Source organism: Nonomuraea sp. NPDC049709 (genome assembly GCF_040674815.1).
In the GTDB taxonomy this organism is placed as follows: domain Bacteria; phylum Actinomycetota; class Actinomycetes; order Streptosporangiales; family Streptosporangiaceae; genus Nonomuraea.
Window position 1 is genome coordinate 13,097 of sequence record NZ_JBFANM010000069.1, and the last position, 19,017, is coordinate 32,113.

The following is a 19,017-nucleotide window of genomic DNA, read 5'->3' on the forward strand; positions in this document are numbered from 1 at the left end:
GAGCACGTCATCCGGCTTCCAGGGGGTTCCCGGCGGGTGCCGGCGCCGGGGCCGGGACGGCGCCACCGCCGCCCCGGCCCGTCGCTAGGCGTCAGAACGTGCCGGTCGTGGTGCCGGCGCTGCCGCTCGCCGGGGTGGTGAGCACGGTGTTGCCGCCCGGCTGCCACTGGTCGGCGGTGTCGGGGAAGTTCGCCTCCTGTCGCTTGACGCACTTCCACCCGATCGTGGTGTTGGGCGGGAGCTTGCCGATCGTGCCCGTCCAGGTCGGGTAGGCAGTCGGCGACAGCTTGACGGCGCCGGCCACCGACCACGCTCCGAGCTGCGGCGCGCTGCCGACCGCGTAGACCGACTGGCCGGGCGTGGTGGTGCCGTTGTGGCAGGTGAACGTGGCCGACACCGGCGCCTGGCCGAGGGTGAACGCGAACGTCTTGGCCGTCGTGACGGCCGTGCCCGCAGACTTGGCGACGACGAGGTTGCCGCCCGCGTTGTACCAGCCGCTCGCGGCCGCGTCGAAGGCGGCCTTGGTGGCGTGCTGGGTCAGCGGGCTGCCGTTCAGCGTGACGGCCGAGGCCTGGGTGTCGGTGACTAGCTCGACGACGTTCTGCCTGCTGCCCGGGGCGCCGGTGTAGGCGCCGCTGGAGGCGGCCACCGTGACGGTCGCCGTGCTGCCGGTGAGCTGCTGGCTGATCTGCGTCGTCCGGACGGCGCCGGACCGGTACCCCGTCGAGGCCCCGTCGTCCTCGTAGAGCGTGAAGCTCGTGGCCGCGGCGTCGGGGTGGACGCGGGCGATCAGCTCGTTCCTGGTGGTGGCGTCGGTTCGCATGCCCACGACGTTCATGGTCTTGTCGTCCACGTGCATCTTGGGCAGGATCGCGCCCGCCCGGGCGAAGGCCGGCAGCCGGAAGACGCCGTTCACCCACAGCGGCCGGTCGGTGAACCACTGGCCGGTGCTGGTCAGCTTCTCGCCCGTGGCGTAGTCGTACCAGGTGCCGGCGGGGAGGTAGACGTCCCGCGCGCGCTCGCCCGCACCCGCCACCACCCCGACCAGCAGGTCGCGGCCGATGAGCTTCTCGTGGCCGGCCTCGCGCAGGTTCGGGTCGTTCTGGTAGTAGTACGCCGGCGGCGGCACGACGGGCTCGCCGAACCGGTGGGCCCGGTGGGCCAGCGAGTAGTAGTAGGGCGCCAGCTCGTAACGTTGCCGGAGGTTGGCGAGGTTGCTGGCGGTATGCCCGATCTTGTCGGGTGAGGTCTGCGCGCAGTTGCACAGGTTCTCGGTGTGCGGGCGCACCGGCACCTCGAACCACGCGCCGTTGGCGAACCACTGCGTGTAGAGCTCGTTCAGGTCGGAGTCGAGCATCTCCCTGCGGAAGCCGCCGATGTCGGAGCCGTAGTAGTCGATGCCCGACATCGACATGTGGAGCTGCGCGTTCTGCTGCTGGGCGAGCGCGGTCAGCTTGGAGCCGATGTCGGCCGACCACATGGCCACGCCGTGCCGCTGCATGCCCGCCGCACCGGAGCGGGCCAGCATGAACGGGCGCTTGGTGCCGGAGCCGTAGCCGCGGGCGATGCTCTCGGCCCACTTGAGGTTGTAGACGTTGTGGTAGTCGGCGTGGGCGTGCTTGCCGGGCAGCACGCCGGAGGTCCAGTCGCCGGCGTCGTACATCTCCGGCTCGCCGAGGTCGAGCCAGTGGCCCTGCACACCGGCGTCCACCAGCGGCCGGCGCTTGACGGCGTGCCAGTGGTCGCCCGCGGCGTCCTGGGTCCAGTCGATCATGCCGCCCCGGCCCCACCAGTCGTTGGTGGTCAGGTACACGGGCGCGCAGGCCGCGCACCCCGCCCGGACGAGATACCCGCGGGAGGCCAGGTCGGCGTGCTCGGGCAGGTTCCTGCCGACGTAGGACTCCTCGATCGTCATCAGGCCGACGCCCTTGTTCGCCTGGAGGTCGGCGATGGTGGCCGACGGGTTGGGGAAGGCGGCGGTGTCCCAGGTGAGGGAGCCCATCCTGGTGTTGTCGGAGCCGGCCGTCACCCCGCCGAACCACGGCAGGTCGAGGACGAAGCCGTCCACCGGGAACTTCGCCGCGCGCAGCCCGGAGAGCCGGTTGTCGATCTCGGCCCAGTTGTCGTAGCCGAACTCCGACACCCACAGGCCGAACGCCTTCTTCGGCGGCACCGGCGGCCGGCCCGTCAGCTCCATGTAGTCCTTGCGCAGGTCGGGCAGGTCCGGCCCGGTCATGGTGTACCACCTGAGCTGGTCGCCCCAGGTGTCGACCGTCCAAGGGTCGCCGGTCAGGTTCCACTCCTGCTTGTAGACCTGGTCGAGCAGCAGGCCGTAGTTGAGGTTCGCGCCTCCGACCGCGAAGAGGACGGGGATCTGGGCGTTGCCCACCGGGCCGTTGTCGCCGTCGTACACCATGGCGTTGCCGTACGGGCCGCCCGGGGTTCGGCTGCGGCCCACCCAGTCGCCGTCGGCGCTACCGCCCGTGAAGAACTGCTCCCCCAGCCCGTACGCGTGCTGGATCGAGCTCTTGCTGATCGACAGGCCCTTCCACGCCTGGGCCAGGTTGCGCGGGCACGCCTCGTACAGCAGCCGGGCCGGGTCGGACACCTTCACGCACAGCGTGCCGGCCGTCACCTCGACCTTCATGGCCGCCGTGGTGAGGGTGTCGCCCGACTGGTTGAAGCTGGAAGGCCCGGTGTAGTCGGTCTTGGCCACCTGCGGCGTGGTGAAGAGGGGCGAGCCGGTGCCCGGGGAGGTGCCGCCGGCCAGCTCGAAGTGCACCAGGTCGTCGTCCAGGAACTCGACGATCAGGTAGGTGGAGCCGCTGGTGAACTGCACCCGCTGGACCGCTGCCACGGCGGGCGGCGCGACCAGCAGGGGCAGGAACAGGGCGGTCAGGAGGACGATCGCACGTGTTGTCATGGCCGGGCCACCACCAGGTTGTCGAGGTTGATGCCGCCGGTGTTCGAGGCGTCGTACGCGATCTTGACGGTGTGGGCGCCCGCGGTGAGCGTGGTGGTCAGCGCGGCCGTGCCCCAGGTGTCCCAGTTGGCGAGGGCGGGCAGCGAGAGCGTGCCCGCGGCGACGCCGTCCACGTAGACCGTCCGGGTGGCGGCCACCGTGGTGGAGTAGCGGAACTTGAGCTGATGGCTGCCCGCCGCGTCCGCCTTGACGTGGAACGTCACCGCGTCCCCGGAGGTGGCGAACCCATCGGTGAAGCCGGTGCCGGTGTAGCCGGCGTGGTCGGTGTTGGTGGAGGTGCCGGTGCCGGTGGCGAACTCGGACTCGTAGGCCGCCTTGTCCACGCCGTTGAGCGTGACGGTGCGGCCGGCCGCGGCGCTCGCCAGCTTGACGTGGGTGAGCTGCTGCACCGGGTCCCACCACCAGCCCTCAGACGCGGCCTTGAGGTCGGCGAGGCTCGCCCGGGCGGTCGCGCCGGTCACCGACGCCGGCTTCGTGCTCGCGACCTGCAGCGTGCTGGTCGTGGTGAGCGCGGGCACGGTGACGGCCACGGTGTGAGCGGCCCAGTTCTCGGCCGAGGCGATCGTGCGGGTGGCGTTCGCGGAGTCCTCGAAGTAGGCGTACGACGTCGAGCCCGAGGGATAGATGCGGAAGGTCAGGTTCGGGTACGTGTCCACGCTGTTGCCGATCTCGCCGCCGAGCTGGTAGTCGGCGTTGAGGTTGAGCGGCACGATCGCCCCCGGCCTGGCGTAGACCGGGATGGTGTCGAGGGCGGCGTTGTAGGTCTTGGTGCCGGGCCCGGTGAAGCGGCCCCCGTTCCACAGGTCGTACCACTCGCCCGCGGGCAGGTAGACGTTCTTGGCGGTGGCGCCCTGCGTGGTGATCGGCGCCACGAGGAGCTGCGACCCGAACAGGTACTGCTGGTCGTGCCCCGCCGCCGCCGCGTCGCCGGGGAAGGCGAAGCTCATGGCCCGCATCATCGGCACGCCCGTCGTGGAGCCGGCCCTGGCCTCGGTGTAGAGGTACGGGATCAGGTTCATTCGCACGTTGGCGAACTTGCGGAAGGTGGGCACCACGCTCGTGTTCCCGGTGCGGGCCTGTACGTTCCACGGCGTGCGGGCCTCGGAGACGCCGGGGTTGGCCTTCTCCGAGTGGTACTGCATGATCGGCGAGAACGTGGCCTGCGCCGTCGAGCGCAGGTAGAGCTCGGCGCCGGGGAAGTCGCCGGTGAAGCCCGCCAGGTCCCACGCCGTGTAGGGCACGCCCGACTGCCCCGCGCTGAGCTGGGCCCGCACCGCCTCCTGGAAGGCGGAGAAGCTGGAGTTCTGGTCACCCGCCCAGAAGATCGACGTGGTCTGGGCGCCGGTCGTGCCCGCCCGGCTGAAGATCGTGCCGCCGGGCTTCTTGCCCTTGACGTAGGTGTTGTAGGCGCCGGTATAGCTGTTGGGGTAGGCGTTGTGCATCTCGTCGCCCTTGCGGCCGTCGGCGAACTGCACGCCCCTGCCGAAGACGGCCTCGCTGCCGTCGGTCTTGAAGCCGTCCACGCCGACCTCGTCGATGAGGTAGTCGCGCTTGCTCATCCACCAGTTCGTCGCGGCCGCGCTGGTGAAGTCGGGGATCATGCTGTCGCCGAACCACTGGCCGGTCGGGATGCGGTAGGGGCCGTTGGTCGCGTTCCTGGCGACGTATCCCTGCGCCTGCGCGTACGCCTTGTCGTTGAGGTGCTGCTGCGGCGCGGTCGGCGGGTTGGTGTCGAAGTTCTCCTTGAGCACCGGGATCTGCCAGAGGATCATCCTGATCCCCTTGCTGTGGGCATTGGCGACCATGGCCTTCGGGTCCTGCCACGCGCTGCCGGCCGGGAACGTCAGGTCCCCGTACGCCGGCTTGCCGCTGCCGGGCTTGGCCGTGTACGTGGCGCCGTGCCAGAGGTAGAACGTGGCCTCGTCGCTCCACTGCTCCAGCACCATCGCGGTGTGCGGGATCTTGTACGTCTCCACGTTCGCCAGCTCGGCGTTCACCTCGGCCTGGGTGTTCCACTCGTTGGCCGACATCCACACCCCGAACGCCCACTTCGGCGGGAGCTGGGGCCGCCCGGTGACCGCCGTGTAGTCGTCCACGATCTCGGCCGGGGTGCCGGCGAAGAAGTGGTAGTCGAGCGTCGAGTTCAGCCCGCCGCCGGTGTCCACGGTGAAGCCGGCCAGGTCGTTCAGGTGCGTGCCGAGGTTGAAGCTCGCGTAGCGGGTGCCGGTGACGTGCACGCCGTACCCGGCCGAGTTCAGGAAGAACGGCACGCTCAGGTACGTGCGCCGGGTGGCGCCCTGGTCCCGGTACTGGTTGTAGACGTAGTTGTGCACGTCGGTGCCGCGCTGGTCGAGCCGGTCGTAGCGCTCGCCGAAGCCTTCGAAGCGCTCGCCGGGCGGCGACAGGAAGTGGTCCTCGATCTTCGTGATCGTGGTGGCCCCGTCGCTGGCCCAGCCGATGTTGCGGAACGTGGCGGGGTCGTACTGGCGGGTGATCAGGGTCGTGCCGTCGCCCTTGTAGACCGACAGCCGGTACGGCGACTTCTGGATCTTCAGGACGAGCGAGCTGGTGGAGATCGTCAAGGTGCTCGCGGAGTTCGTCACTGTGTAGCCGGAGACGCCGGAGATGTTGAGACCTGAACCGCTGGGGGCGATCTGCGTGCGGAACCGGTCGAGCGCGGGGAGGGCGAAGCGGATCTTCGGCGTGAAGCTCCCCGCGCTGTCACCGGTCGTGACGTCCACCGACGTGCCGTTGTTCACGAACCCGGTCACGTTCGTCACCGTGCTCCACGAGGTGACCGTGAACGCGAACGGGCCGACGCTCTTCTGGCCGCCCCCGTTCACGTCGGCGTTGACCGTGTAGGAGATCTTGTCGCCCCGGGCGAACGTGCCGAGGTTGATCCTCCAGTAGCTGTTGTTGCCACTGTTGTGGTCCCACGCGGCGCCCACCGGGGTCTGGCCGACCCCGTTCCTGGTCCAGGTGACCCAGACGGTCTGGCCGGGCTCGATCGGCCAGGTCGTCGCGTTGATCTGGACCGGCTCACCGGCCATCGGGTCGCGCGGGACCCGTTCGGTGGGCTCGCTGGAGTAGAGGTCGTCGATTCCGGTCGGGTTGTGGTGGATGCCGTCCAGGGCGTAGGCGGGGACGGACACCAGGGAGGTGAGCAGGACGAGCGCCGTGACGGTGGCGACCGACCGTAACCAACTCATCGGGGTGTGCTCCTCTCAAGCAGCGACCACTCAGTCGGTGAACACGGGGGACAGACGGGTCCAGTGCTCGGCCGCGCACAACACGGGCGGGCGGTCGAGGGGTGCGGGCAGGCTCACCGTCCGCCCACCGGCCAGCTCGCGCCCGGTCCAGACGTCGACCCAGCCGCCCTCTTTCTCGGGGAGGTAGACGGACGTCCCGGTGATACCGGGCTCGGTCACGGGAGCGACCAGCAGCGCGTCGCCGAGCTGGTACTGCAGCGGGTGCCGCCACACCTCCGGGTCGTCCGGATGGTCGAAGAACAGGCCGCGCATCAGCGGCGCCCCGCCGGCCGTCGCCGCCCGCGCCTGCTCGGCCAGATACGGCACCAGCCGCTCCCGCAGCTCGGCCAGCCGCCGGAACACCGGGATCACCCGCTCGTCCCCGGTCTGGGCGGCCACGTTCCAGGGCGTGCGATCCCTGATGGGCGTGCGGTGGTGGTTGAACTCGGAGTGGTACTGCATGATCGGCATGAACGCCGAGGCCCCCGCCGCCCGCAGGTAGAGCTCGGCGTCCGGCACGGACCCCGAGAAGCCGGCCAGATCCCATCCCCAATAGACGATCCCGCAGGCCGAAGCCGTGATCCCGGCCCGGATCGAGGAGCGGAACGCCTCCCAGGTCGAGTCCTCGTCCCCCGCCCAGAAGGCGCCGTGCGGCTGCGAGCCCGCGAACCCCGCCCGGCTGAACGTCACCGGCGCCTTGCCGCACGCGCGCAGCAGGTCGCCGAACGCTCGGGCGTAGTGCACGGGGAACAGCCCGTTGCCCGCCGCGCCGTCGCGCCCGTCGGCGTAGCGCAGGTCGTGGCCCCAGGCGTGCTCGCCGCCGTCGGTCTTGAACCCGTCCACGCCGACCTCCTCGACCAGGTAGCGCCGCTTGGCCGTCCACCAGTCGCGGACCTCCGGGGAGGACAGGTCGGGCATGAGCGCCAGCGGGAACCACCAGCCGCGGTTGCGGTAGGGGCGGCCGTCGGCCTCGCGCACGCCGTACCCGCGTTCGACAAGCTGCCGGGCGTCCACGGCGGCCTGGTGGCGCGGGTGGGGGCGCATCTTCTGCAGCGGGATCTGCCAGAGCAGCACCTTGACGTCCCTGCGGTGCAGCTCGTCCACCATGCCCTTGGGATCCGGCCACGGCCCGTCGGCGGGGAAGGTGTAGTCGGCCAGCCGGTGGGGCTCCTCCGACGGCTCGTACTCGGCCCCGCGGAACGCCGTGAACGTCGTCTCGTCGCTCCACGCCTCGATGACCAGCGCGCCCACCGGGATGCCGTGCTCGCGGTGCCGGTCCATCTCGGCCAGCACGCGTTCCTGGGTGTTCCACTCGTTGCCGCTGGCCCACAGCCGGAACACCCACGACGGCAGCTCGGCCGGGCGCCCCACGTCGTCGAGGAAGGCGCCCAGCACGTCCGCCGGGCGCTCGCCGTCGTAGAAGCGCACGCCCAGCTCGCCGTCCGGGCCGGTCTCGGCCTCGACCACGATCCGGCCGGGCCGCGACGCGCCGACGTCGTACCAGGTGCGCCGCGAGGTCCGGACGTGCCAGCCCCAGCTCGCCGGGCCGCCCACCACCATGGCGTACGGCATCGGCAGGTACGTGCGCCCGTGCCGGCCCTGCGCCTTGTACTGCTCGAAGACCACCGCGTCGAGGGCGCGGCCCCGCTGGTCCACGGCGTCGAACCGCTCGCCGAAGCCCACCACGTGCTCCTGCGGCCCCAGAGCCAGCTCGAAGCGCACCCGCAGCGGGCCGTCACCGTCGGCGAGCCAGCGCACGCTCCCCGGCACGACCCGGTCGGCACCCGTGACCTCCAGCTTGCCGCCCGCGCCGGACCAGCTCGCCGCCGTCACCTCGAACCACCGGGTGGCACGGGTCGCGCCGTCGGCCGTCGTCGCCCGGAAACGGTAGGTGTAGCGGCTGCCGGCCCGCAGGGACGGGGTGAGCACACTCCAGGAACCGGCGGCGGCACGGGCGGCGCGTGCCTGGGCGGCGGCCAGGTGCCCGCCGTCCGCCGCCCCGGCAGCGTCGGTTCCTTCTGGGCCGGTCCCTTCTGGGCCGGTCCCTTCTGGGCCGGTCCCGTCCGGGCCGGTCCCGTCCGGGCCGGTCCCGTCCGGGCCGGTCCCCTCCGCCGTGCCGGCCGGCGACGAGTCGTCCGGCCGGGCCAGGGACAGCTCGGCGGGCGCGGCCCCGTCCACGGACCAGTCGCACACGACGGAGACCACCCGCGCCGACGCGCGCACGCGCAGCTCCACGCTCTCGCCGTCCAGCGGCCTGGCCGGGACGCGCTGGTCCTCCGTCTCCGCGTAGGGGTGCCCCGAGCCATGGGGACGGTGCCGGATCACGCCGTCACCCCCAGCTCGTCGGCGAGGATCAGGTACATGCCGTGCGACCACAGCAGCGGCGTGGCCACCGGGCCCCACCGGTCCAGCCACTCCTGCCGCCGGTCGGGTGCCAGCAGCAGGTCGGACACCTGCTCGGGCAGGTCGCCGTCGGATGTCGCCTGCGCCGCCATCCACTCCAGGTAGCGCACGGCCTCCTCCCGCCGCCCGGCGCGGGCGTGGTTCCAGCCGAGGAACCCGGCCAGCAGCAGCCACCGCCCGCCGCCGTAGAAGGTGTCGGCGAGATAGCGGTACACGCCGCCGTCGCGGGCGAGCTGCCGCTCGACCTCGGCGACCGTGGCCTCGCCGACCGGATGCCCGGCCGGGTACAGCCCGAACGGCTCGACGCAGGCCAGCAGGCTGCCGTCCACCGCGTCGCTGCCGAGCCACTTGCGCAGGTGCCCCTCCCCGCCGGCCCCTTCCCCGCCGGCTCCCTCCGCGCTGACGCCCTCCCGCGCCACGAGCCCGGCGACGCCCTCGGCGGCCTCGACCGCCGCCGCCGACTCCGCCGCGCTCAGCACGCCGAGCGCGACGGCGGCCCGCAGGCCCGCGTGGATCGAGCCGAGCGTCGCCACGTGGCGGTGCTCGACGTGCTCCTCCCACCAGTCGTAGCAGGGCACGTGCCAGAACGCGGTCAGGTAGCGGGCCGCCGTCCTGACGCCCTTCTCGACGCCGGGCACCGCCCTGCCGTGCCGGACGACGTGCTCGCGCAGCGCCCAGAGCCACGTGCCGTACCCGTCGAGCTGGAAGTCCCACCAATCGTCGTCGCCGTCCACGCCGTCCAGCGTGAACCGGGTCGGCAACATCTCGGCCGCCGTGACCGCCTCGCCGCGCCCCGCGCGGGACACCAGCACGTCCACCTGGCCCGCGCGGTCACCGACCACCCGGGCGCACCAGGCGTGGAAGGCGTCCGCGCCGGCCACGTCGCCGTGCCTGCTCACCCCCTCGGCGATGAACGCGCCGTCGCGCAGCCAGGAGTAGCCGCGGTAGGCGGAGAAGGTGGGCGAGGCCGGGTAGGCCCCTGACGGCGCCTGCAAACTCTTGATCACGTCGAGGCTGTGCGCGACGAGGGACAACGAATCTCTCCTGAGTGCGTAGAAAAGAGGGAACGGCTAGCCGAGCAGCGCGTCGACTTCGGTGGCGGCCGCCTTGAGCGCGTCCGCCACGCTCTTGCGCCCGGCCGCGGCCTCGCCGATCTCCTTGGTCACCGCGTCCTGCATCTCCTGCTGGCGCTTGATCACCGGAGGCAGCGCGATGGACTTGAGCGAGTCGAAGACCGCCTGCCGGTTGGCCGGCTTCGGATCCTTGAGGTAGCCGGACAACACCTGCTGGTCGGAGATCGGCGGCAGCTCCCACGACGACTGGATGCGGGTGGTGGCCGCGGTGCCGGACGCGGACAGGAACCGGGCCCAGGCCCAGGCCTCCTTGCCGTGCTTGGTGGTCGAGGAGGCCGCCACCGCGTTGTGGAAGACCGCGCTGGCCTTGGCCGAGTCACCCGGCTCCACGACGACGTCCCACTCGAAGGGCACGTCCTTCAGGCCGGCGAACTGCCAGATGCCGTTGTGCCACATGGCGAGCTTGCCGGACTTGAAGAGGTTGGTGTCGTAGTCCGCCGTGCCGCCGATCTCGGCCTCGGTCGGCATCGTCTTGCCCACCTTGGACACCAGCCAATTGGCGGCCTTGACGCCCTGCGGGCTGTTGAAGGCCGACTTCTTGCCGTCGGCCGACAGGAACTCGCCGCCCGCCTGCTTGAGCGTCTTGTAGAACTCGAAGAACTGCACCGGCTGGAAGTCGCCGTACACGCCCTTCTTCTTGTCGGTCAGCTTCTCGGCGGCCGCCTGCTCGTCCTCCCACGTCCAGTCCGCCGTCGGGACGGGCACGCCGGCCTTGTCGAACAGGTCCTTGTTGTAGAAGAGCACGACCGTGGAGAACGAGGCGGGCAGCGCGTACTGCTTGCCGTCCCGCTTGAAGGCGTTGAGCGACTCCTGCGCGTACACCGAGGTGTCGACGTCGCCCGCCACCGTGCCGAGGTCGAGCAGGGAGCCGGCGCTGGCGTAGGTGACGAAGTTCTCGTAGTTGAGCTCGAACGTGTCCGGCGCGGTGCCGCCGGCGATGCTGGTCTGCAGCTTGGTGAAGTACTGGTCGAAGGGTGCGGTCTCGACGACCACGTCCACGTTCGGGTTCTCCTTCTCGAAGGCCTTCTCGATCGTGTCGAGGTCCTTCACGTGGTCGGGCGCGGCGGAGAAGGTGAAGTACCGCAACGTCACCTTGCCGCTGGCCTCCGCGGTGGTGCCCCTGGTGGCCGAGCCCTGCGAGCAGGCGGTGGCGAGCAACGCGGCCGCCGCCACGGCGCCGGCGATCTTGATGTGTCGTGACATGGGGGGATTCCTTTACTTGAGCCCGCTCTGCGCGACGCTGGCGATGACGTGCTTCTGCGCGAAGACGTACAGGATGAGGATCGGGACGACGCTGACGACCGAGCCCGCCATCACCACGTCCCACTGCGTGGTGAACTGGCCGTGCAGGGTCGCCAGGCCCAGCGGCAGGGTCATGAACTCCGGCGACTTGATGATGATCAGCGGCCAGAGATAGCTGTTCCAGCTCGCCATGAAGCCGAAGATGGCGAACGTGGCCAGGGCCGGGCGGATCAGCGGCAGCACCACGTACAGGAAGATGCGGAAGTGCCCGGCACCGTCGAGCACGGCTGCCTCGTCGAACTCGCGGGGCACCTGGTTGATGGCCTGCCGCAGCAGGAACACGCCGAACGCCGAGGCGATCGTCGGCGCGAGCAGCGCGAAGTACGTGTCGACCAGGTTGAACGTGCGCATCTCGATGAACAGCGGCACGACCAGCACCGGCAGCGGCATCATCAGCGTCGCGAGGTAGACCGCGAACAACGCGCCCCGCCCGGGGAAGGGCAGCCTGGCGAACGCGTAGGCCGCCATCGCGCTGGTGACGAGCTGCAACGTGGTGGAGGCGGCGCCGATCCAGGCGCTGTTGAGCACGATCCGCCAGAACGGCAGCGTCTCCAGCAGCCGCCCGTACGCGTCGAGGCTCGCGCCCTCGGGAGTGAAGTCGGGCGGTACGGACAACACGGCGTCGCTCGGCGTGATCGAGGTGATCACCGCCCAGGCGAACGGGAACAACATGACCACCGCGCCGATGCCCACCAGCAGGGCACGCAGGACCTTACCCATAGGTCACCCACCGCTTCTGGCCCCGGATCTGCACGATCGTGACGAGCAGCACGAGCGCGAACAGCAGCCACGACAGCGCCGAGGCGGCACCGGCCCGGCCGTAGCGGAAGGTGAGATCGTAGATCTGCGAGACCACGACCTGCGTCGCGCCGCCCGGCCCGCCGCCTGTCATGATCTGGACCTGGTCGAACACCTGGAAGCCGTTGATCAGCGAGATCACCACCACGAAGAAGGTCGAGGGCGACAGCAGCGGCAGCGTGATGTGCCGGAACCTGCGCCAGGCCGTCGCGCCGTCCACCATGGCGGCCTCCTGGTACTCCCGGGGGATCGCCTGCAACCCGGCCAGCAGGATGATCATCACGAACCCCAGGTCCTTCCAGGCCGAGGCGAGGATGATCGAGGGCATCGCCCAGTCGGGATCGGTCCACCAGCCGGGCCCGCTCACGCCCACCAGGCCGAGCGCCCAGTTGACGATGCCGCTGGCCGGGTTGAGCAGCCACTTCCACATCAGCGCGACGACCACCCAGCTCGTGATCACGGGCAGGAAGTACACGCCGCGCAGCAGGCCGCGCGCGGGCATCACCCGGTTGAGCAGCACCGCGAGGCCCAGGCCACCGAGGTAGACCAGCGGCAGGTAACCGGCGATGAAGTACAGCGTGTGCAGGAACGCGGCCCGGGTGTCGGGGTCGCCGATGAGCTCGACGTAGTTGCCGAGGCCAACCCAGCGCATCTCGGTGATGAGGTCCCACTCGTGCAGGCTGGTCCAGAACGAGGCGACCATCGGGATCAGCGTGTAGAGGATCAGCGGCACCAGGCTCGGCAGCAGGAACAGCGCGACCGTGCCGGCGTAGCGCCACCCGCCGCGCCGCCTCGGGCGCGCGTGGGTGACCGGCGCCTTGGGCGCGGCCTCGGGCAGGGCCTGCCGGACGCTCATGACCCGGCTCCGATCAGACGGCAGCGAATCGAGAGGGCGCTCATGACCCGGCTCCGATCGGGCGGTCGCGAATCGAGAGGGCGCTCATGACGAGGCCCCGATCAGGCGGGCGCGGACCAGGCGGCCCTGCTCACCCGCCGCTCCGGCGGAGTCGAACGGGGTGGCCAGCACGAGGGCCGCCGCCCCCTGAGCCCAGCTCGTGTCGTCCCAGCTCTCCACCTCGACGGAGATGTCACGCCGCCCCGGGTACAGCTGCGCGCGCAGGGCCGGCTCGAAGCCGGTCCGCCACAGCGGCCAGTCGGCCGTGCCCTCGCCCAGCACCACCACGACCTCCGGGTCCACCACGTTGATCAGCCCCGCCGTGGCCCGGCCCAGGATCGTCCCGGCCTCGGCGAACACCTCCCGGGCGGCCACGTCACCGCCCGCCGCGGCCCGGCCCAGCGCGGCCACCGCGCCGAGCGGATCACGCGCGTCCGCCTCCACCCGTTCCGCGCCCGGCCGGTCGGCCCTCTGAGCCAGGGCCTCCCTGGCGCGGGCGGTGGCCAGCAGCCCGGCCGAGCCGACGAACGCCTCCAGGCACCCCCGGGCACCGCACCCGCAGGGCGGCCCCTCGGGGTCCACCTGGAGGTGGCCGAACTCGCCCGCGCCGCCCCGCGCGCCCCGGTAGACCCGGCCGTCGGCGACGATCGCCGCGCCGACGCCGCGCCCGATCGTCAGCACGAGGAAGTCGCTGTGCGTACGCCCCCGGCCGTACAGGCGCTCGGCCGCGGCCAGCGCGTTCACGTCGTTCTCGACCAGGACGGGCAGGTTGAGCCGGCGGCGCAGCCGCTCGCCCACCGGCATGGCCTGCCAGCCGAGCGTCGGCGCGTTGACGGTGCCGACAGCCTGGTCGTCCACGCTCCCCGGCACCCCGACCCCCACACCCAGCAGCGGCGGCACCCCGGAGATCTCGCGGACCACGGACTCCACCGCGTCCGCCAGGTGCTCCAGCGCATCGGGCGCCGCCGGGTCGTGGGGTCTCTCCCAGGAGCCGAGCACCTCGCCGTCGAGCCGTACGTCCACCAGCACCAGGTGGTCGGCCGTCACCTTCACCCCGAGCGCCCGCCCGGCGCTGCCCACCAGCCCGAGCCGCTGGGCCGGACGGCCGCCGCGTGACGGCTTGAGGTCCAGTTCCTCCAGCATCCCGTGCCCGATGAGCTCCTTGGTGAGCTGCGTGACGGTGGCGGGGCTGAGATCGAGCCCGCGGGCTATCTCGCTGCGGCTCAGCGGCCCGCCCGTGCCCAGGAGGGCGAGGATTGCCGTTCTGGTGAGATCGCCGCGGTCCGTGCCTGCCATGTGAGAGGACTTTCTTTAGGCATAAAGTTAGTGGTGAAGATACTGAGGCCCGGCCATCCTCCTGTCAAGAGTCCGAAACCTCGCCGAAACCGAAAGCCCGCCGACGGGGAGCGGGACCGGTCAGTCCACCAGGCCGGCACGGTAGGCGGCGATGGCCACCTGAACACGGTTGGTGACGCCGAGCTTGTCGAACAGGTGGGAGATGTGGCTTTTGACGGTCGCCTCGCTCATGTGCAGGCTGACCGCGATCTCGGTGTTGGAGCGGCCGAGCCCGACCTCGGTGAGCACCTCACGCTCACGGCGGGTGAGGGTCTCCAGACGGGCGAGCGCGTCCCGGCGACGCCGGATCGGCGCGTCGGTGGTGACCCGCTGGATCAGCCGCCGGGTCACCCGCGGGGACAGCATCGAGTCGCCACCATGCGCGAGGCGTACGGCGTGGATCAGGTCGTGCGGCGAAGTGTCCTTGAGCAGGAACCCGCAGGCCCCGGCCTCCAGCGCGCTGAAGACGTGCTCGTCGCTGTCGAACGTGGTGAGGATCACGACCGCGGGCGGCCGGGCGAGCCGGCGGATGGCCTCGGTGGCGGCGAGGCCGTCGGACCGCGGCATCCTGATGTCCATCAGGACCACGTCCGGCCCGAGGCGGCGCACGGCGTCGATCGCCTGGTCCCCGTCCTCGGCCTCTCCCACGACCTCCAGGTCGGGTGCGGAGTCGAAGATGAACCGCAGTCCGGCGCGGATCAGCGACTCGTCATCCACCAATAGCGTCCTGATCATGTGTTTCCCTCGCGGATGCATTCCACGGCAACCGGCCCTCGAGGCGCCAGCCTCCCGCATCGTCGGGCGCGCCGCGTACCGTTCCGCCGATCAGCCGGAAACGTTCGGCCAGGCCCACGAGCCCGGCACCGGCCCCGCTCCCGGCACCGCTCCCGGCACCGGCCCCGGACGCGCGCGCACCGGGCCGGCGCGATCGCTCGTTGACGACCGTGATCGTGACGCCGTCCTTCGGGCTCCCCGCGACCGAGACGGTGACGGGCGCCCCGGAGGCGTGCTTGTGCGCGTTGGTCAGCCCTTCCTGGACGAGCCGGTAGGCGGCCCGGGCCGTCGCCACCGGCAACGAGTCGAGGTCGCTGATGTCGCCGCGCAGCGTGACGGTGTTGCCGGCTGACGCCCAGGACCGCACCAACCGCCGGAGGTCGGCGCCCCGGTCGTCGTGTCCGGCACGCAGCACGCCCACGATCTTCCGCAGCTCCTCCAGGGACTCCTGCGCGGTGACCCGGATCAGTAGCGCCTCCCGCTCGATCCGCGCCGGTTCCGCGCCGGCGTTGACCTCCAATCCGCCGGCGTGCAACGAGATGAGGGTGATCTTGTGTGCGAGCACGTCGTGCATCTCCCGCGCGATCCGGCCGCGCTCGGCGGCCTTCGCATGTTCGTCGCGCAGAAGTTGTTCGGCCTCGACGCGCTCCGCGCGTTCCCGCAACGATCGGGTGAGCTCGCGGCGGGTGGCGGCGTACCCGCCGGTCACCAGCACGGCACCGGTGGCGGCGAGCGCGGAGACCAGCGCGTCCACGCTGAACCTGCCGTCGTCGACCCACTGCTGTGCGACGAACCCTGCCACGCCGGTGATCGCCAGCGCCGCGAACCGCGAGCCCAACCGCGCCCCAGCACCGGAGAACAGGCCGATCAGCAGCGGCCCGGGGTTGCCCGACAGCGCGTACGCACTCGCCCCGACGGCGGCGACCGCGGTGGGCCACCGCTCGCGGAACCACACGGAACCCGAGGCGACCAGGCCGGAGGCGGCGATGACCGCGCCCGGCAGCGGCGCCCACGGCGTCTTGACCGCCAAGACCGTCAGGATCAGGCACGACGCCACGGCGGCCGAGCTGATCGCGTTCGGGTTGAGTGTGCTGATCCGTCGTAGCACGCCCTGGTACGACACCATCGATCCAGCGTAGCCAGGGTGGCATCGCGCCACCTCAGACGAGCGTTGGTGTCAGCCGTCCGGAAATCTCCGACTTTAGTGTGATGCAGCCCTAGCCGTGATGGCGATGCGATCGTGGCCACACAGACCGCACCGTTGATGACCCCGACAAGGTCAGGAGTCACGCCGTGTGGCCATTCACTCTCCCGCGTCTGCTGCTCGTCGCCGCCCTGTCACTCGCGGCCGTCTGGCCGCCCGCCCCCGCTTCGGCGACGTCGGCGCGCATTCCCGGCACCCGTGAGCTCACGGACTTCTTCGACGCCGCGATGGCGAGCGGGCTGCCGGCCAACCACGTGCCGGGCGCGGTGGTCTCGGTGGTGGGCGCCGGAAGGACACTCTTCAGCAAGGGGTACGGCCTGGCCGACCTCGAGAACCGGACGCCGTTCGACCCCGATACCTCGTTGGTGCGGATCGCCTCGATCACCAAGCTGTTCACCTGGACCGCGGTGATGCAGCAGGTGCAGTCGGGACGGCTGGACCTGCGCGCTGACGTGAACTGCTATCTTCCCGCCTTCCGCGTCCCCGCGACGTACCCCCAGCCGATCACGCTGGAGCACCTGATGGACCACACCGCCGGGTTCGAGGACCGCACCATCGGCGTGGGCGCGCGGCGCAAGGCCGACGTTCCGCCCCTGGGCACGTATCTCGCCGAGAACATGCCGGCGCGGATTCGCCCGCCCGGGGAGGTGCCGGCCTATTCGAACTATGGCGCGGCGCTGGCCGGACACATCGTGGCGCAGGTGAGCGGGCAGCCGTACGACCAGTACGTACAGGAGCACATCCTCGACCCGCTCGGCATGCGGCACAGTACCGCCGCCGAGCCCGTCCCGGCCCCCTTGGCCGCCGGCCTGGCACGCAGCTATGCCCACGAAGAAGGGACGTACCAGCGCAAGCCCTTCGTCTTCGACAACCTCCCGCCCGACGGATCGATCAGCGCCACCGCGAACGACATGGCCCGCTTCATGATCGCCCATCTGGCCGGCGGACCCCTCCTCGACCAGCCCACCGCCCGTCTCATGCACCAGCGGTCCTTCGCCGCCGACCCCCGCATCGACGGGTACGCCCACGGGTTCAAGGAGCAGACCCTCAACGGGCATCGCGTGATCATGCACGACGGCAGTTGGGAGGGCTTCCAGAGCGCGCTGCTGCTGGTGCCCGACGCCGGCCTCGGCCTGTTCGTCTCCACGAACAGCGTCGGCGGCATCGATGCCGTCACCCAACTCATTCCCGCCTTCTTCGACCGGTTCCTCCCCGGCGACCGCGCTGCGCCCCCGGCCCCTTCCGGCAAGTCGGGCACGCCTGTAGCGGGCTTCTACAAGCCGGCCCGAACCGTCGAGTCGACCATCGAGAGGGTGCTCACCCTCACCAACTCCTCCCGGCTGCGGGTCGAGGACGGCGGGAGGATCGCCTTCAAGGGCGCGACATGGCGCCCCCTGGGTCCGGGGCTCTACCAGCAGGACGGCGGCTCCCAGCGACTGGCGTTCGTCACGAACGGCTCCGGTGTCACGTACGCGGCCACCGACGGTCCCGCCTACGAGCTCATCCCCTGGTGGGACACCCCTCTGGTGAACCTCGCCGTGGTGCTGCTGTTCGCCGTCACCGCCCTGACGGCCGTGCTCGGCCTGCCGCTGGCCGCCGGGGTCCGGCGACTGCGGAAACGCCCCTCGCGGACGCCTCGTGCCTGGCGCGCCGGCCGCCTCCTCTCCGGTCTGGCCGGCATCGTCGGGCTGGCGTTCGTCGTCATGTTCGCGCTGACGCTGACCGGCGACACCAGCATCCTGTACGGCGTGCCGCCGACGCTCCGGGCCCTGCTGCTGCTTCCCCCGCTGCTCCTCGCCCTCACCGTCGCCGCGGTCACCACCACCGTGATCGGCTGGAGGCAACAGCACGTCGGCGTCCTGGCCCGTGTCCACCAGGTGATCCTCCTGGCCGGACTGCTGCTCCTCGTCTGGTTCTGCCAGCACTGGAACCTGCTCGGCTGGCGATTCGGCTGACACACGGGGGCCGGCGGCGCGGTGGACGCGGACCTGCGAGCCGGACCCGGCGCCCGGGGCGACCCATGGACACCGAGGAAACCGTCGGCCACGCCGGCGGCACCCGGCGAGCGGCGCCCTATCGGATCCCGTCGGGGACCTGGAGCTCCGCGCTGCGGTAGAGGCGGTCGACGGCGCCCGGGTCGTCGGCCGCGCAGACGGCCGCCACCTCGTCGATCAGCAGATCGTAGTCGGGGCCGGTCTTGCCCTCGTAGGAGGCGGTCATGCGGCCCCACTCGTCCCAGGGCAGTGTCTCCATCGTCGCCAGCGCGGCCAGGTCGCGGATCGCGTTGCCGCGGATCTCGGCGACGCCCCACGCGTGCGTCGTGCCCAACACCCCGAACGTGTCCGGGTCCACCGTTCCCTTCCGGTAGAGGGACCAGGCCTCGCCGCCGGTGAGGAACTCACCCTGCGCCAGGTCCTCGGGCCGCACGACCGGGTGCCCGTCGATGATCTGGCTGTCGATGCGCACCCAGCGCCCCTCGCCGGCGGACCGGTATTCGGTGATCCAGTGGTCGACGCTCTTTCCTGCGGCGAAGTAGGTGCTGAAGCCCGCCCGCGCCCGGGCCCGGATGCCGCGCAGGCGGAGCAGGGCGACGCTCAGCGTGGCGAAGTGGCGGCAGGTGCCCACCACCCGCAGGTGCGGCGGGCGGGGCACGTCGAGTGGCGCCGGGTCGAGCCGGGCGAGCGCGCGGACGATGGCGCTCGCGGGCCGCAGGTTCTTTTCCACCATGCGGCCCTCGGGGAGCTCCAGCATGGCGGTCTCTCCGGGATGGACGACGAGCCCGCGCACCGCCCGGCAGATCTCCACCGGATCGGACGGCAACGCCTCGGCCAGCGGTAACTGGTCGGCGTCGAGCGTGGTGAAGATCCCGGGACGCGCGTAGTCGATCGGCATGGCGGCAGCGTAACCAGACTCACCGACAAGATGCCGGCCGCGCCTGGTCA

12 protein-coding genes are annotated in these 19,017 nt (G+C 71.3%); 1 reads left to right on the forward strand and 11 read right to left on the reverse strand.

Annotated elements, in window-relative coordinates:
• Positions 1 to 91: 91 nt before the first annotated feature.
• The 10 genes from AB0J69_RS46430 to AB0J69_RS46475 form a co-directional block, all read right to left on the reverse strand.
• Positions 92 to 2,923, reverse strand: coding sequence for a TIM-barrel domain-containing protein (locus AB0J69_RS46430; RefSeq protein WP_364132019.1), 2,832 nt, complete (start codon positions 2,921 to 2,923; stop codon positions 92 to 94).
• The gene (locus tag AB0J69_RS46435) at positions 2,920 to 6,192 is read right to left on the reverse strand and encodes a TIM-barrel domain-containing protein (RefSeq protein ID WP_364132021.1); all 3,273 of its coding nucleotides are present in this window, start codon (positions 6,190 to 6,192) and stop codon (positions 2,920 to 2,922) included. The genes AB0J69_RS46430 and AB0J69_RS46435 overlap by 4 nt, the downstream gene beginning before the upstream one ends.
• A 30-nt stretch (positions 6,193 to 6,222) precedes the next feature.
• Entirely contained in the window at positions 6,223 to 8,556 is a 2,334-nt protein-coding gene (locus tag AB0J69_RS46440) for a TIM-barrel domain-containing protein (protein WP_364132023.1), read from the reverse strand.
• A complete protein-coding gene (locus AB0J69_RS46445; RefSeq protein ID WP_364132025.1) occupies positions 8,553 to 9,668 on the reverse strand; it encodes a glycoside hydrolase family 15 protein in 1,116 nt (371 codons plus the stop codon). The genes AB0J69_RS46440 and AB0J69_RS46445 overlap by 4 nt, the downstream gene beginning before the upstream one ends.
• Positions 9,669 to 9,704: 36 nt before the next feature.
• Positions 9,705 to 10,970 (reverse strand): sugar ABC transporter substrate-binding protein, encoded by a 1,266-nt coding sequence (locus AB0J69_RS46450; RefSeq protein ID WP_364132026.1) that lies wholly within the window; start codon positions 10,968 to 10,970, stop codon positions 9,705 to 9,707.
• Between the two features lie 12 nt (positions 10,971 to 10,982).
• Positions 10,983 to 11,789 carry a carbohydrate ABC transporter permease gene (locus AB0J69_RS46455; protein ID WP_364132028.1) on the reverse strand — a complete coding sequence of 269 codons (807 nt, stop codon included), beginning with the start codon at positions 11,787 to 11,789 and terminating at the stop codon, positions 10,983 to 10,985.
• Positions 11,782 to 12,723 (reverse strand): sugar ABC transporter permease, encoded by a 942-nt coding sequence (locus AB0J69_RS46460; RefSeq protein ID WP_364132029.1) that lies wholly within the window; start codon positions 12,721 to 12,723, stop codon positions 11,782 to 11,784. Before AB0J69_RS46460 ends, AB0J69_RS46455 begins: the two co-directional genes overlap by 8 nt.
• Positions 12,724 to 12,807: 84 nt before the next feature.
• The gene (locus AB0J69_RS46465) at positions 12,808 to 14,058 is read right to left on the reverse strand and encodes an ROK family transcriptional regulator (RefSeq protein WP_364132031.1); all 1,251 of its coding nucleotides are present in this window, start codon (positions 14,056 to 14,058) and stop codon (positions 12,808 to 12,810) included.
• Positions 14,059 to 14,178: 120 nt separating this feature from the next.
• Positions 14,179 to 14,832 (reverse strand): response regulator transcription factor, encoded by a 654-nt coding sequence (locus AB0J69_RS46470; protein ID WP_364132032.1) that lies wholly within the window; start codon positions 14,830 to 14,832, stop codon positions 14,179 to 14,181.
• On the reverse strand, positions 14,807 to 15,997 hold the full coding sequence (locus tag AB0J69_RS46475; RefSeq protein WP_364132034.1) for a histidine kinase: 1,191 nt from the start codon (positions 15,995 to 15,997) through the stop codon (positions 14,807 to 14,809). Before AB0J69_RS46475 ends, AB0J69_RS46470 begins: the two co-directional genes overlap by 26 nt.
• A gap of 167 nt (positions 15,998 to 16,164) precedes the next feature.
• Between AB0J69_RS46475 and AB0J69_RS46480 the strand changes: the two genes are divergently transcribed.
• A complete protein-coding gene (locus AB0J69_RS46480; RefSeq protein ID WP_364132035.1) occupies positions 16,165 to 18,030 on the forward strand; it encodes a serine hydrolase domain-containing protein in 1,866 nt (621 codons plus the stop codon).
• 118 nt (positions 18,031 to 18,148) lie between these two features.
• Here the strand turns inward: AB0J69_RS46480 and AB0J69_RS46485 are convergent, their stop codons facing one another.
• Entirely contained in the window at positions 18,149 to 18,967 is an 819-nt protein-coding gene (locus AB0J69_RS46485; RefSeq protein WP_364132036.1) for a transglutaminase-like domain-containing protein, read from the reverse strand.
• Positions 18,968 to 19,017: the final 50 nt, after the last annotated feature.

Excerpts from the sequence above, each read along its gene's own strand:
- AB0J69_RS46470 (WP_364132032.1), bottom strand. The coding sequence starts at position 14,832 with ATGATCAGGACGCTATTGGTGGATGACGAGTCGCTGATCCGCGCCGGA.
- AB0J69_RS46450 (WP_364132026.1), bottom strand. The coding sequence starts at position 10,970 with ATGTCACGACACATCAAGATCGCCGGCGCCGTGGCGGCGGCCGCGTTG.
- AB0J69_RS46475 (WP_364132034.1), bottom strand. The coding sequence starts at position 15,997 with ATGGTGTCGTACCAGGGCGTGCTACGACGGATCAGCACACTCAACCCG.
- AB0J69_RS46485 (WP_364132036.1), bottom strand. The coding sequence starts at position 18,967 with ATGCCGATCGACTACGCGCGTCCCGGGATCTTCACCACGCTCGACGCC.
- AB0J69_RS46460 (WP_364132029.1), bottom strand. The coding sequence starts at position 12,723 with ATGAGCGTCCGGCAGGCCCTGCCCGAGGCCGCGCCCAAGGCGCCGGTC.
- AB0J69_RS46435 (WP_364132021.1), bottom strand. The coding sequence starts at position 6,192 with ATGAGTTGGTTACGGTCGGTCGCCACCGTCACGGCGCTCGTCCTGCTC.
- AB0J69_RS46455 (WP_364132028.1), bottom strand. The coding sequence starts at position 11,789 with ATGGGTAAGGTCCTGCGTGCCCTGCTGGTGGGCATCGGCGCGGTGGTC.
- AB0J69_RS46465 (WP_364132031.1), bottom strand. The coding sequence starts at position 14,058 with ATGGCAGGCACGGACCGCGGCGATCTCACCAGAACGGCAATCCTCGCC.
- AB0J69_RS46430 (WP_364132019.1), bottom strand. The coding sequence starts at position 2,923 with ATGACAACACGTGCGATCGTCCTCCTGACCGCCCTGTTCCTGCCCCTG.